A 12537-nucleotide genomic window follows, 5' to 3' on the forward strand; every position below is an offset into this window, starting at 1 on the left:
ATTTAGGGCTGCCTAAATCATATGCAACGCGGGGGAGATCGTCGTGGCGAGTGAGACGGGAGAGATCGTCCCCGAGCTCCGCGCCGCGGTCTCGTGGATCGACTCCCGAGTGGCGGCGCTGATCCTCGGGAGCTGTCTGATCGTCGGCGTCGGCGGGCTGGTACAGGTGAGCTTCGGGACGTACACGATGTCGATTCTCGACGCGTGGGGTGCCGTGTTCGACCCGGCCGTCTGGACCAACCCCCAGTACCCGCTGCGGCTGCTGCTCGGCGACGGGCTGGGCACACGCGCCGCGGAGTTTTTCGGCTTCTCGACCGCGGAGGTCGAACTCGGCCGCGAGACGCTGATCGTCTGGGGGATCCGCCTGCCGCGAGTGCTCGTCGCGATGATGGTCGGGACGAACCTCGCGATCTCGGGGGCGGTGTTCCAGGCGGTGACCCGCAACGAGCTCGCCTCCCCGTTCATCCTCGGCGTCTCCGCGGGCGCGGGGCTGGCGATCCTGCTCACGCTCGTCGTGTTCACCGGGCTGGCGTCGTTCCTCCCGCTGATCGCCGCCGGCGGCGGCGCCGTCGCCTTCGGCCTCGTCTACGCGATCGCGTGGAAGGGCGGCACCAACCCCGTGCGGCTGGTGCTCGCGGGCGTGATCGTCTCGACGGTGTTCAACTCCCTCCAGACGGGGCTCTTTTTCTTCACCGACGATCTGGGCGTCGTCCAGTCGGCGATCTCGTGGACGACGGGCTCGCTGACCGGCGTCGACTGGGAGCAGGTCCGGATCGCGCTGCCGTGGACGATCGCGACCGTGCCGATCACGCTCGCGGGCGCCCGACAGCTCAACGTCCTGCTGCTTGGCGAGCGCACCGCGCGCTCGCTGGGGATGTCCGTCGAGCGCGTTCGATTCCTGCTGTCGGGCGTGGCGGTGCTCGCGGCCGGCACCGCGATCGCCGTCGCGGGGATCGTCAGCTTCGTCGGCCTGATCGTCCCGCACATGGTGCGTCAGCTCGTCGGCTCGGACTACAAGCGCGTGGTGCTGGGCAGCGCGTTCGCCGGCCCCGCGCTCGTCGTCGTCGCGGACGTGGGCGCGCGGCTGGCGATCCCCGGGACGCAGCTCCCGGTGGGGATCGTCACCGGGCTGGTCGGCGGCCCGTACTTCCTCTACCTGATGCGTCGCACGGAGGTCGGTCAGCTATGAGCAAACACGACACCCCGGACGGGGACAGCACTGTCGGACCGAGCGGCGAGACGACCGACGGCGAGGAGGCGCCGCCCGGGATCGAGGCGAGCGACCTCAGCCTCGCGTACGAGCCGGGCGAGCCGGTGGTCGAGCTCGACCGGCTGACCGTACCCGCGGGCGAGGTGACCGCGCTGGTCGGCCCGAACGGCAGCGGGAAGTCGACGCTGCTGAAGTCGATGAACGCCGAGCTCTCGCCGGAGAACGGGATGGTCTACTTCGACGGCCGGGACGTGGAGCAGTACGAGACGACCGAGCTCGCCCGGAAACTGGGCCTGCTCTCCCAGCAGAACGACGCGCCGGCGTCGACGACGGTGCGGGAGCTCGCGGCTCACGGGCGCTACCCGCACCGCGGCTTCTTCGAGTCGCTGAGCGAGGAGGACCACGCGGCGATCGACCGCGCGCTCGAACGCGTCGGCGTCTCCCACCTCGCCGACCGCGCGGTCGGCGGGCTCTCCGGCGGGCAACAACAGCTCGCGTGGCTCGCGATGACGTTCGCACAGGAGACCGACGCGCTGCTGCTCGACGAGCCGACGACGTTCCTCGATCTCCACCACCAGCTCCGGGTGCTGCGTGCCGCCCGCGAACTCAACGAGGAGCGCGGCGTGACTGTCTGTGTCGTCCTCCACGACATCGGGCAGGCCGCCCGCTTCGCGGACAACCTCATCGCGCTCCGCGACGGCGAGCCCTACGAGTGGGGGCCGCCCGACGAGGTGGTCACGCCGGACCTGCTCGAGGACGTGTTCGGCGTCGAGGCCGAGGTCGGCTTCGGCCCGGAGGGGCCGACGATCGTCCCCCGGAAACCCGTCGACGAGGAGTGACGGCGCGAGATCGCCGGCCCTGCCGGCGTTCTCACGCGACGAGGCCGGCCTGAAGCGTTTTCACGAGCCCGACCGTTCGTCCCGACATGGCCGACGACAGCGACGCCGTCCGCGTCTGGCTGGTCGAACGCACCTACTCCGACGACGAGCAGAACATCGTCATCCTCGTCTACGCCACGCCCGACGGGGAGCGCTACCTCCGGAAGGAGCGCGCGCTGACCTCCTTCGGCGACCGGCGTGACACCACTGCGGCGATCGACGCCGAGCCCGGCAACCTCGGCGAGACCGGCGACGACAAGCGCGAGCAGTACGCCGCCGAGGCCGACCGCATGGCCGCCCAGCACGACCCGGACGACACGATCTAGTCAGCAGCGCCAGCCGCGGTCGGTGTCGTTCAGTCGCTCGCAACCGTCCTCGGTGACGACCACGAGGTCCTCGATCCGGACGCCGAACTCCCCGGGGAGATAGATCCCCGGCTCGACGCTGAACACCATCCCCGGCCGGAGCTCGCGCTCGTTCCCCTCCACGATGTACGGCTCCTCGTGCACGTCGAGCCCCACGCCGTGCCCCGTGCGGTGGATGAACTGCTCGCCGTAGCCCGCCTCCTCGATCACCTCGCGCGTGGCGGCGTCGACGGCCTCGGCCGTGACGCCCGGCTCGACTGCCTCGACGCCCGCCTGCTGCGCCTCGCGGACGACCTCGTGCACCTCGCGGTACCGATCGCTGGGCTCGCCGCCGAACACGAGCGTCCGCGTCTGGTCGGATGGGTAGCCGTCGACCCGGGTGCCGAAGTCGAGCACCACCGGCTCGCCGGGCGCGATCTCCCGGTCGGAGTGGTGGTGGTGCGGCTTCGCGCCGTTCGGGCCGGCGCCGACGATCGTCTCGAAGGCGACGCCCGTGCCGCCGTTGGCTTCGAGCAGTTCCTCGATCTCGGCGGCGAGCTCGGCCTCGGTCAGCCCGAGCGCCGCCTCGCCCATCGCCCGCAGGTCCCGAACCGTCTCGTCGGCGACGGCGCCCGCCCGGCGCATCGCGTCGAGTTCGGCGTCGTCCTTCCGGACCCGCAGGTCGCCCAGCACCTCGCTCGCGAGGCCGAACGTGGCGTCGGCGAGCGCCTCGCGGAGGTCCTGCGTGAACAGCGCCCACATCGTGTCGTCGACGAGCAGGTGCCCGTTGGCCATCCCGAGTTCGGCCGCGATCTCGGCGATCGTCGGAACGGGATCCTCGGCGTCGCTCCACGTCCGCACGTCGCCGACCCACGACGCCTCGCGGACCTGCTCGCCGGAGAGCGCCGGGACGAGGAAGACGGGATCGCCCTCCGCGGGGAGAAAGAGGAGGAAGTGGCGTTCGCCGGGGTTCTCCGAGTAGCCCGCGAGGTAGCGGAGGTTCCGGCTGGGAAATAGGACGAGCCCGTCGTCGCCGCGGTCGCGGAGTCGCTGTTGGGCAGCCCGTGTTCGGCGTCGGAGACTGTCGTCGTGCACAGGGGGAGATGCGCCGCGGGGGAGGAATAGCTGCCGCCTACTGCAGTCGCTTTGTCGTCTCGATCAGCGGGTGGCGTGCGTAGTCGACGACCGCCACGTCGTCGATGGAGTCCAGCCCCTCCTGTTCGGCGGTGCGCTCCATCCCCAGCGTGATCGGCTCGTCGGCTTCGACGACGATCACGTAGGCGTCCATCTCCTCGATGTCCGAGCGGTCGGCAGCCAGCGCGCGATGGTGGCCGTCGGTCAGCAGGAGGAGCTCCTTGTCGCCGGTCGCGTTCGCGATGACGACGAGCGGCTCGGCCAGCCCGTGTTCGAGCTCGTAGCGCCGCCCCTCGAGCTCGTCGGCGTACACGCGGTCCTGCGTGGGGACGAGGTCGTCGAGCCGGACCTGCCGGCGCTCCTCGCTGACCGTCACGTCGTGGATGTGCTGGAGCGTCTCCATCAGTTCGCCCACCTTCTCGGGGGTGGCGCGCTCGATCTGGCTGCGCACCACGTCGGTGTTTGAGATGATCCCCGTGAGGTTGCCCGCGTCGTCGACGACGGGCAGCTTCTGGATCCCCGAGCGCAGGATCACCCGCGCGGCGTCGGTCACGTCCATCTCGGGGTGGGCGACGACGATGTCCTCAACCATCACGGTGAAGATCGGCGCCGCCTCGTCGGCCAGCAGCAGGTCCCGCGCGGAGACGAACCCCTCGACTTTCCGGCCGTCGGTCACCGGGAACCCGTTGTGGTCGCTCTCGGCGATCCGTCGCGCCACGTCGCCGACCGTGTCGTCGGCGTCGACCGTCGCCACCTCCCGGGTCATGTACTCCTTGACCCGCGCTTTGGCACTCATTACTCGCCGTTCGGGCCCGGCGACGAAAAAGGGACAGGCTCAGCGCTCGGTGTCGTCGCGGCCCTCCTCGTACGGCAGCGCGACCGACGCCGCGCCCTCGGGGGCGTAGTCGTACTCCAGCGAGTCGTCGGCCGTCGGGGCGTCGGGCGCGTCCGACAGCGCGTCGAAGAAGCGCCCCTCGATCACCTCCCTGACGATGTCCGTCAGCGAGCCGGTGCGGTCGGGCCCGGTCTCGGCGAGGATCCCCAGCGGGATCTGGGCGCCGGCCATGTCCGCGTGGCCGCCGGCGTCGCCGATGGCGCCGAAGGCGTCCCGCAGCGTCTCCCCGAGGTCGAGGTCGGAGCCGCGGGCGCGGCCGGAGATGTAGATCGTCTCGTCCATGAACCCGTAGACGAGCGTGATCTGGACGCCCTCCATGTCGAGCAGGCGCTCGGCGGCCTGTGCCAGCGCGTCGCGGTCCCGCACCTCGCCGACGCAGGTCGAGAGCGCGCCGTCGTCGACGGTGCGGCTCTCGATCGCCGCGGCCAGTACGGACACCGTCTCGATGGAGAGGCTGGGCGACTCCACCCGGGAGAGCGTGTCGGCGTCCACGTCCGGGATCAGCGACGCCGCGGCCGCGAAGTCGGCTTTCGACACCTCGCGGGTGAACTCCTTGGTGTCGACCTGAATGCCGTACAGCAGCGCGGTCGCGGTCGTGGTGTCGGCGGACACGTCGAACCGGTCGAGGTACTCCGCGAGCAGCGTGCTCGTGGCGCCGACGCCGCTGCGGAGGTCGACGAACTCGCCGTCGACGGCGCCCCGCGGCGGGTGGTGATCGATCACGACGTCGATCTCGGTGTTCTCGGGGAGGCTGTCGTTCACGCCGGCCCGGGAGTGGTCGACCAGCGCCACACCGCCGTACTCCTCGATGTCGCCGGGTTCGAGCCGGACGATCGGGAGATCGAGGAGGTTCACCAGCGCGCGGTTCTCCTGGTGGCTGATCTCGCCGTGGTAGCAGGGCTCGGCGTCGACGCCGATCCGGTCGGCCAGCCGACACAGCGCGACCGCGCTCGCGATGGCGTCGGGGTCGGGGTTGTCGTGGGCGACGACCGCGACGGGCTCCTCGGCGGCGAGCAGCGCCCCGCGCAGGCCGCGTGCGCGCTCGCTCTCGAACCCGACCGTCCGGTCGAGCACGCGGCCGGCCAGCGCCTCGGTCGGATCGATCAGGCGGTCGACCGTCTCGCGGATCGCGTCGACGGTGTCGGGTCGTGCCCCCTCGCCGGCGTACGCGATCAGCATCGCGTCGGGGAACGTCTCGCGGGCGGCCGCGGCGACGGTCCGGTTGCGTTCGGGCTCGTCGCTCGCGACGAGCACGATGTCGGCGTCGGGGGCGTGGGCCGCCGGGTCCGTGGGATCGCCCTCGACGGCGGCGATGCTGGCCTCGCGGAGGCTCTCGGCGCGGGGCTCGTCGTCGGTGACGACGGTCGTCTCCCCGTTGGGAAGCCGCTGGAGGAGGTCGAAGCCGACCGCGCCACAGCCCAGCACCAGCCGGGTGACCATACCCGTGGCAGTAGGTGGGTGCGGGAAAACCTTACCGTCCCGAGATGAGCGCGCTACCGCGACTCCACCACCAACTGCGGCTCGGTGAGCCGCTCGCAGTTACACTCGGGACACCGACTCGGCGCCGACAGCGGGTCGTCGAACCCGTCGAACCCACACTCCTTGCACTCCGGCGGCGCGACCAGCAGCTGTTCGTCGTCGTTCGCGAGGCTCTTCGCGACGTGTCGGGCGTGGTCGTAGACGACGCTCGTCGGCACGCCGACGCGCTTGGACAGCGCCCGCGGCGTCGCCGGCTCCCCTCTGAGCGCGTCGACGATCCGCTGGCGGGTAGTCGACTCCTCCATGGGCGCCGTTGGGGCGGCGCGAACAAACGCCTTTCCGCCCGCGGGGAGAGAATTGAAAAAGCGTTTACCGTCTCCATCCCGACCACGGTGCCATGAAGGCTATCGTTCTCGCGGGCGGCTACGCCACGCGTCTCTGGCCGATCACCCGCAACCGCCCGAAGATGTTCCTCCCCGTCGGCGAGGGGACCGTCATCGACGACGTGTTCGCCGATCTGGAGGCCGACAGCCGCGTCGACGAGGTGTACGTCTCGACCAACGAGCGCTTCGCCGACGACTTCCGCGACTACCTCGCCGACAGCGAGTTCGAGAAGCCGGTCGTCTCCGTCGAGGAGACCGTCGACGAGGACGAGAAGTTCGGCGTCGTCGGCGCGCTGGCCCAGCTCATCGACCGCGAGGGGATCGACGACGACCTGCTCGTCGTCGCCGGCGACAACCTCATCTCGTTCGATCTCGCGGAGTTCGGCGACTTCTTCCAGGAGAAGGGGACGCCCTGTCTCGCCGCCTACGACGTCGGCTCGAAGGAGCGAGCGAGTTCGTACGGCCTCGTCGAGCTCGACGGCGACCGCATCGTCGACTTCCAGGAGAAGCCCGAGCAGCCCAAGAGCACGCTGGTCTCCATCGCCTGCTACGCGTTCCCCGCGGAGACGCTGCCGCAGTTCGACGAGTATCTCGCCGGCGAGAACAACCCCGACGAGCCCGGCTGGTTCGTCCAGTGGCTCCAGTCCCGCGAGGCCGTCCACGCGTTCACGTTCGACGGCGCGTGGTTCGACATCGGGACGCCCGAGAGCTACCTCGACGCCGTCGAGTGGAAGCTCGACGGGGAGAACCTGATCGCCGACGACGCGACCGTCGACGCCGAACTCGGCGAGAACGTCCACGTGATGTCGGGCGCGACCGTCGACGGGGGGCGCCTCGACCGGAGCGTCGTGTTCGACGACGCCACGGTCGTCGACTCCTCGCTGCGTGACTCGATCGTCGACACGGCGAGCTACGTCGAGGGGCTAGATCTCTCGGGCGCGCTCGTCGGCGCCCACTCCGAGATCGCGGACCGCGAGGAGTAGGGCTCGTTCTCAGTTTCCGTTCTCACGCTCGTTCCCGAACCGCGAGTCGCATCGCTCCCCGTAGCCGCGACGGCGAATACGTTCGGGAGTAGGTTCAGGGGGTTGTTGTGTCCAGTTTCGGGTATGTCGACGGAGAGTGAGACGCCACCGTGGCCACAGCAGTTGCTGGACAGCATCTGGCTGCTCGCGCTCGCCGCCATCATCTACTGGATGTTGGCGTACGTCGTCTGGGGGATCGTGGACGTGCTGACGGTCCCGATGGGGTGATCACCGATGGACTCCCCACTCACTTCCCCCGACGACGACTGGTGGAGCGAGAAGATCAACCGCCGCGAGTCGATCTGGCTGGGCATCAGCGGCGTCTGGGCGCTGACGCTGTTCGGCTGGATGCTCGGCTGGACCGAGTTCGGCGCGCAGAACCAGACCGGAGAGACGTACGACGTCTCGACAGAAGCGCTCCGGCAGAAGGTACAGACGTACAAACAGTCGGCGGGCACGCTGACCGTCGACGGCGAGGAGCTGCTCGTTCCCCCCGAGAACGACGTGTACGTCGGCGCGCTCCAGTGGGGGTGGGACGGGCTGCCGGCGGTGCTCAAGCCCGGCGAGACGTACCGGTTCCACCTCGGCTCCTACGACGTGCAGCACGGCTTCTCCGTGCGCAACGCCGACAACCTCAGCCAGCAGATCTCGCTGCAGGTGCTTCCCGGCTACGAGTGGGTGCTGGAGATGACGTTCGACGACCCCGGCACGTACCACGTGGTCTGCAACGAGTTCTGCGGCGAGGGCCACCGCTCGATGCACGGGAAGTTCCTCGTCCGCGACTACGACGAGTCCGCCGTCACCGCGCCGGAGGAGAGCGGCGGATCGGGCGGCGACGCCGACTACGGCGGCTGGTTCACCGGCGACGCCACGGGCGGTGCGACCGAGAACTACGACGGGACGACCGTCGACGAGACCGGCGCCGAGCAGGTCACCGTCACCGTCGGCGGGGAGGACGGGGCCGCCGTGTTCGACCCGCCGGCGGTCGCCGTCTCGGAGGGGACGACGGTGACGTTCGAGTGGGCGTCGAACAACCACAACTTACTGGTCGACTCCCAGCCCGACGGCGCGGACTGGGGCGGACACGAGTCCCTCGAGAACGAGGGGTACAGCATCGAGCACACGTTCGAGACGAGCGGCGTGTACAAGTACTACTGCGAGCCCCATCTCGGCATCGGGATGAAGGGCGTCGTGGAGGTGGTGTAGATGTTCGGATTCAGCACCTACGAGTACGACAGCGACGGCTTCCGGGAGTGTAGCGTCACCGGGCTCAGCATCCACGAGTCCGCCGAGGACATGGTGAAACTGTACGGCCTGACCGCGATCCTCGCGCTCACGATCGGAGGGGCGTTCGCGCTGGCCGTGGCGCTGACGCGCTGGGAGGCGATCGGCCTGCTCTCGGCGGGTGACTTCTACACGTACCTCAGCGTCCACGCTTGGAACCTGCTCATCTTCTGGATGGTGTTCATGGAGATCGCGATCCTCTACGTCGGCGGCCCGTTCGTGCTCGGCCGCCGGCTCTCGCTGCCGCGGGTCGCGAAAGTCGGCTGGGTCGTGATGGCCGCGGGCGCGGTGCTCGTCAACGCCGCCATCCTGTTCACCGAGTACCCCAATCAGGCGCCGCTGCTCACCTCCTACGTCCCGCTGCCCTCGAGCTGGCAGTTCTACCTCGGGGCGACCGTGTTCGTCCTCGGCGCCATCGTCGCCGCGGTGCCGTTCCTCGCGACGATCTGGCACCACCAGCAGGAGAACCCGACGGAGACGCTCCCGCTTGTCACCTTCGGCGCGTTCATCACGAGCATCGTCGCGCTGGAGGCGCTGCTGGGCGGGCTGGTCACCTACGTGCCGACGCTGCTGTGGCGTGTCGGCTACTTCGAGAGCCTCGACCCGGCGTTCTACCGGCAGATGTACTGGATCATCGGCCACGGGAGCCAGCAGATCAATCTGCTGGCGATGATCACCGTCTGGTACTTCCTGACCCACGTCGTCGGCGGCGCCGTCGTCGCGAGTCAGAAAGTCTCGCGGGCGGCGTTCGTGCTGTACCTGTTCTTCATCAACCTCGGCGCGGCCCACCACCTGATGTCCGACCCCGTCGTCTCGGCGGGCTGGCGGATGTGGAACACCTCCTACGCCGCCTACGGCGCGGTGGTGGCGAGCATGATCCACGCGTTCGCGATCCCGGCGGGCCTCGAAGTCGGCCGCCGGGCGAAGGGGAAAGCCGGCGGCCTGTTCGGCTGGCTCTGGTCGAGCCCGTGGGACGATCCGGGCTTTTCGGCGACCATCCTGAGCATCATCCTGTTCGGCTTCCTCGGCGGGATCACCGGCGTCATGATGGGCCAGATGCAGCTCAACATGACCTGGCACAACACGCTCGCGACGGTCGGTCACTTCCACGCCACCGTCGCGACCGGGACGACGCTGGCGTTCATGGGGCTGGGCTACTACGTCCTCAGGCTGGTGTTCGGCCGTGAATGGTCGCTCGGCCCGCTCGCGAAGATCCAGCCGTACCTCTACGGCGGCGCGATGGGGCTGACCGTCCTGATGATGATGTACACCGGCATCCTGTTCGGCGTGCCCCGGCGCCACCCCTCGGTGATGGACATCCCCGGGACGGCGTTCAGCTTCTCGCCGGCCAAGCCGTTCTTCGCGGTGTTCGGCGTCGCCGCGATACTGGCGATCCTCGGGGGCGCGCTGTTCGTCGTCGTCGCCCTCACGTCGCTGCTGTTCGGGAAACCGTTCGAAGGCGGCCCCGTGGGCGACGTCGACCGGGCGGCGGCCGACGGCGGTGGTCGAACTGACGGGGGTGAGCGAACCGACGGTTCGCAATCCTCGTCGGACCTCCGATCCGACGGCGGCGAGGGGAAAGCCGCCCACGCCTACAGCATGCGCGGGACGTTCGTGCTCTGTCTCGTGTTCCTCGGGGCGTTCGTCACGCTCTGGGCGCTGAACTGGTACCTGCTCTCGACGATCTGGCAGATCGGCCCCTAACCCATGGACACCGAACTCCCCGCACACCTCTGGTCGCTGGTCAAGCCCCGCATCGTGACGCTGCTCTGTGTCACCGGCGCGTTCTCGCTGCTCGCCGCCGGCGGCGCGTCGGCGGCGACGCTCGCGGGGTTCGTCGTCGCCGGCGCCTGCGTCGCCGCGAGCGCGGCGGCGTGGAACTGCTGGTACGACCGGAAGCTCGACCGGCACATGGAGCGGACCGCTGACAGGCCGCTCCCCAGCGGCCGCCTCGACCACCGCGTCGCCGCCGCGTTCGCGACGGCGCTGCTGCTCGTCGGAACGGCGCTGGGGCTCGCGCTGCTCCCCCTGCGCTCGGTGGTGTACATGCTGCTCGGGTTCGCCGCGTACGTCGGCCTCTACACGGTCGCGCTCAAGCGACGCCACTGGCTCGGCGTGGTGCTGGGCGGATCCGCGGGCTCGTTCCCCGTGCTCGCCGGGTGGAGCGCCGTGCGCCCGCTCACCGTCGAGCCGGTGTTGATGGCGCTGGTCGTGTTCGCGTGGACGCCCGCCCACGCGTGGGCGCTGGCGTACGTCTACCGCGACGAGTTCGCGTCGGTGGACGTGCCGACGCTCCCGGTCGTCGTCTCGACCGCCCGGGTCCAGCGCGGGATCCGCTACGCGGTCTGGTCGACGGTCGCGACCGTCGCCGCAGTCGGCGGCTTCGCCGGGCCGCCGTACGCCGCCACCGCCGTCGTCGGGAGCGCGCTGTTCGTGCTGGGGTTCCGGCCGTTCCTCCGTGTCGGCACCGAGCGCGCCGCGGTGCGGGCGTTCTTCACGTCGAACCTGTTCCTCGCCGTGCTGTTCGGGGCGTGGGGCGCCGGCGGCGTCGTCCCGGGGATGGCACCCTGGAGCAGCCTGCTGGCGCTGGCGACGGTGCCGGCGCTGTTCGTCGGGATGTGGACCGCACAGCCGTCGCTCCGGGGCGTCCCGGCGTCGGTCGGCGGCGAGTGGCGACCCGTCACCGACCGGCTGAGCGCCGGGGTGGCGGCGTTCCGACTCCGGCTCTCCGGGGAGCACGAACGGCCGCGGAAGGGTGAGTGACGATGGCCGGCGACTCCACCGACGACGGCCCGACCACCGAAGCGCCGTCGATCAGCGTCGCCGACCTCGTCGGCAACGCCTGGAGCACGCTCAAGACGGTGTACTACGCCAACTCGGTGAGCTGGCGGGTGCTGAAAGCCGGCGGGCTGGTGTTCTTCGGCTTCTTCGTCTGGGCCGGGTCGAACCTCGTCTACTCGTACAACCCGTCGCTCGGGGTGCTCCGCTACCCGATGGCGTACGGGTTCCTGCTGATCGTCTACGGCCCGATCCACCACCTCGTTGTGCTCCCGCTCGCGTTCCGGTGGCGGCGAACTCCGGGGCTCAGACAGCGCGTCGGCAAGCGCCTGCCCAACGGGATGCTGGTAGTGTTCCTCGCCGCCGTCGTGGTGCTGGGGACGTTCCCCGCTGGGCCGATGGTGGTCGACTTCCAGAGCGCACTGGAGTCAAGCGGCGCCGACGTGAGCCCGGACCTGCTCTGTACGAAGTCGACGACGGAGAACGGGACCGCGGTCCACTGCCACCTGAGCGAGACCGACGGCGTCGATCGGATCGAAGTACGGAGCGGCGACAGCCGGCTGCTCGTCGACGAGGATCCCCCCTACGAGTTCACGATCCACGAGCGGGAGATCGAAACCGTCGCCGGCGAGAAGCGGTTCACCGTGATGCTCCAGAGCGAGGACGGCACGATGGTCCGACGCTACACCCGTCGGCTGGCGTTGGTCGACGAGGGGTAGCTACGGCTCGAACTCGTCGTTCTTTATCCCTCTCCGGACGGGATCGTGCTCGGCGTCGGTCGGCGGCGGCGCCGTCACGAGGACGGCTTCCAGCCGCTCGTCGTCGGCCTTGACTCCGCGCTCTTCGCCGGCGGGCACCGTCACGACCGAGCCGGGATCGACCTCGTGGGTCCGCTCGCCGTCCCGGACGATGCCGTGGCCGGACTGGACGACGACGGTCACGTCGCTGTCGGGCGCGTGGACGGGGATGAACTGTCCCGGCTCGAAGTAGCCACAGACGGTCTTGCTGCGGGGCGTTCTGGCCACTTCGCGGGCGGTGAACCGATCGTCGCTGTACGCGCGTTCGGCGTCGACGCTCGTCGCGGGCATGGGCGTGTCTCCGGCCGGCGCTGGGCTCCCAGTTGTGCCGAA

The 12537-nt window shown here is 69.9% G+C and carries 14 protein-coding genes; 9 read left to right on the forward strand and 5 right to left on the reverse strand.

The window, feature by feature from the left end; genetic code table 11:
• Positions 1 to 37 precede the first annotated feature (37 nt).
• The 3 genes from ACQUSM_RS05090 (at position 38) to ACQUSM_RS05100 (ending at position 2414) form a co-directional block, all read left to right on the forward strand.
• Entirely contained in the window at positions 38 to 1189 is a 1152-nt protein-coding gene (locus ACQUSM_RS05090) for a FecCD family ABC transporter permease (protein ID WP_435118287.1), read from the forward strand.
• Positions 1186 to 2049 (forward strand): ABC transporter ATP-binding protein, encoded by an 864-nt coding sequence (locus ACQUSM_RS05095; protein ID WP_435116386.1) that lies wholly within the window; start codon positions 1186 to 1188, stop codon positions 2047 to 2049. Before ACQUSM_RS05090 ends, ACQUSM_RS05095 begins: the two co-directional genes overlap by 4 nt.
• A gap of 86 nt (positions 2050 to 2135) precedes the next feature.
• Positions 2136 to 2414, forward strand: a complete 279-nt coding sequence (locus ACQUSM_RS05100) for a hypothetical protein (protein ID WP_435116389.1) — start codon at positions 2136 to 2138, stop codon at positions 2412 to 2414.
• On the opposite strand, the gene ACQUSM_RS05105 is transcribed toward ACQUSM_RS05100, so the two are convergent.
• Genes ACQUSM_RS05105 through ACQUSM_RS05120 form a run of 4 tightly spaced genes read right to left on the reverse strand, consistent with a single transcriptional unit; the run spans position 2415 to position 6245 of the window.
• Positions 2415 to 3527, reverse strand: coding sequence for a M24 family metallopeptidase (locus ACQUSM_RS05105; protein ID WP_435116391.1), 1113 nt, complete (start codon positions 3525 to 3527; stop codon positions 2415 to 2417).
• Between the two features lie 37 nt (positions 3528 to 3564).
• Entirely contained in the window at positions 3565 to 4362 is a 798-nt protein-coding gene (locus ACQUSM_RS05110) for a CBS pair associated ParBc domain-containing protein (protein ID WP_435116393.1), read from the reverse strand.
• A gap of 39 nt (positions 4363 to 4401) precedes the next feature.
• Positions 4402 to 5901 (reverse strand): DHH family phosphoesterase, encoded by a 1500-nt coding sequence (locus ACQUSM_RS05115; RefSeq protein ID WP_435116395.1) that lies wholly within the window; start codon positions 5899 to 5901, stop codon positions 4402 to 4404.
• A 53-nt stretch (positions 5902 to 5954) separates the two neighbouring features.
• Positions 5955 to 6245: a transcriptional regulator gene (locus ACQUSM_RS05120; RefSeq protein ID WP_435116397.1), complete on the reverse strand. Its 291-nt coding sequence runs from the start codon at positions 6243 to 6245 to the stop codon at positions 5955 to 5957.
• A 92-nt stretch (positions 6246 to 6337) separates the two neighbouring features.
• On the opposite strand from ACQUSM_RS05120, the gene ACQUSM_RS05125 reads away from it, so the two are divergent.
• The 6 genes from ACQUSM_RS05125 to ACQUSM_RS05150 all read left to right on the forward strand — a co-directional run bounded on the left by ACQUSM_RS05125 (position 6338) and on the right by ACQUSM_RS05150 (position 12126).
• Positions 6338 to 7306 carry a nucleotidyltransferase family protein gene (locus tag ACQUSM_RS05125; protein ID WP_435116399.1) on the forward strand — a complete coding sequence of 323 codons (969 nt, stop codon included), beginning with the start codon at positions 6338 to 6340 and terminating at the stop codon, positions 7304 to 7306.
• Between the two features lie 123 nt (positions 7307 to 7429).
• Positions 7430 to 7573 (forward strand): hypothetical protein, encoded by a 144-nt coding sequence (locus ACQUSM_RS05130; protein ID WP_435116401.1) that lies wholly within the window; start codon positions 7430 to 7432, stop codon positions 7571 to 7573.
• 6 nt (positions 7574 to 7579) lie between these two features.
• Positions 7580 to 8551, forward strand: coding sequence for a plastocyanin/azurin family copper-binding protein (locus ACQUSM_RS05135; RefSeq protein WP_435116403.1), 972 nt, complete (start codon positions 7580 to 7582; stop codon positions 8549 to 8551).
• Positions 8552 to 10333: a cbb3-type cytochrome c oxidase subunit I gene (locus ACQUSM_RS05140; RefSeq protein WP_435116405.1), complete on the forward strand. Its 1782-nt coding sequence runs from the start codon at positions 8552 to 8554 to the stop codon at positions 10331 to 10333.
• Between the two features lie 3 nt (positions 10334 to 10336).
• A complete protein-coding gene (locus ACQUSM_RS05145; RefSeq protein ID WP_435116407.1) occupies positions 10337 to 11392 on the forward strand; it encodes a protoheme IX farnesyltransferase in 1056 nt (351 codons plus the stop codon).
• Between the two features lie 2 nt (positions 11393 to 11394).
• Entirely contained in the window at positions 11395 to 12126 is a 732-nt protein-coding gene (locus ACQUSM_RS05150) for a hypothetical protein (RefSeq protein WP_435116409.1), read from the forward strand.
• On the opposite strand, the gene ACQUSM_RS05155 is transcribed toward ACQUSM_RS05150, so the two are convergent.
• Positions 12127 to 12495 carry a cupin domain-containing protein gene (locus ACQUSM_RS05155; protein WP_435116411.1) on the reverse strand — a complete coding sequence of 123 codons (369 nt, stop codon included), beginning with the start codon at positions 12493 to 12495 and terminating at the stop codon, positions 12127 to 12129. It lies immediately after the preceding gene.
• Between the last annotated feature and the right edge of the window lie 42 nt (positions 12496 to 12537).

The organism is Halolamina sp. C58, assembly GCF_051195095.1.
GTDB lineage: Archaea > Halobacteriota > Halobacteria > Halobacteriales > Haloferacaceae > Halolamina.

Bases quoted from the DNA above. Each gene is read 5' to 3' on its own strand.
- ACQUSM_RS05110 (WP_435116393.1), bottom strand. From the start codon at position 4,362: ATGAGTGCCAAAGCGCGGGTCAAGGAGTACATGACCCGGGAGGTGGCG.
- ACQUSM_RS05135 (WP_435116403.1), top strand. From the start codon at position 7,580: ATGGACTCCCCACTCACTTCCCCCGACGACGACTGGTGGAGCGAGAAG.
- ACQUSM_RS05155 (WP_435116411.1), bottom strand. From the start codon at position 12,495: ATGCCCGCGACGAGCGTCGACGCCGAACGCGCGTACAGCGACGATCGG.
- ACQUSM_RS05125 (WP_435116399.1), top strand. From the start codon at position 6,338: ATGAAGGCTATCGTTCTCGCGGGCGGCTACGCCACGCGTCTCTGGCCG.
- ACQUSM_RS05100 (WP_435116389.1), top strand. From the start codon at position 2,136: ATGGCCGACGACAGCGACGCCGTCCGCGTCTGGCTGGTCGAACGCACC.
- ACQUSM_RS05130 (WP_435116401.1), top strand. From the start codon at position 7,430: ATGTCGACGGAGAGTGAGACGCCACCGTGGCCACAGCAGTTGCTGGAC.
- ACQUSM_RS05150 (WP_435116409.1), top strand. From the start codon at position 11,395: ATGGCCGGCGACTCCACCGACGACGGCCCGACCACCGAAGCGCCGTCG.
- ACQUSM_RS05145 (WP_435116407.1), top strand. From the start codon at position 10,337: ATGGACACCGAACTCCCCGCACACCTCTGGTCGCTGGTCAAGCCCCGC.
- ACQUSM_RS05140 (WP_435116405.1), top strand. From the start codon at position 8,552: ATGTTCGGATTCAGCACCTACGAGTACGACAGCGACGGCTTCCGGGAG.
- ACQUSM_RS05095 (WP_435116386.1), top strand. From the start codon at position 1,186: ATGAGCAAACACGACACCCCGGACGGGGACAGCACTGTCGGACCGAGC.
- ACQUSM_RS05115 (WP_435116395.1), bottom strand. From the start codon at position 5,901: ATGGTCACCCGGCTGGTGCTGGGCTGTGGCGCGGTCGGCTTCGACCTC.
- ACQUSM_RS05120 (WP_435116397.1), bottom strand. From the start codon at position 6,245: ATGGAGGAGTCGACTACCCGCCAGCGGATCGTCGACGCGCTCAGAGGG.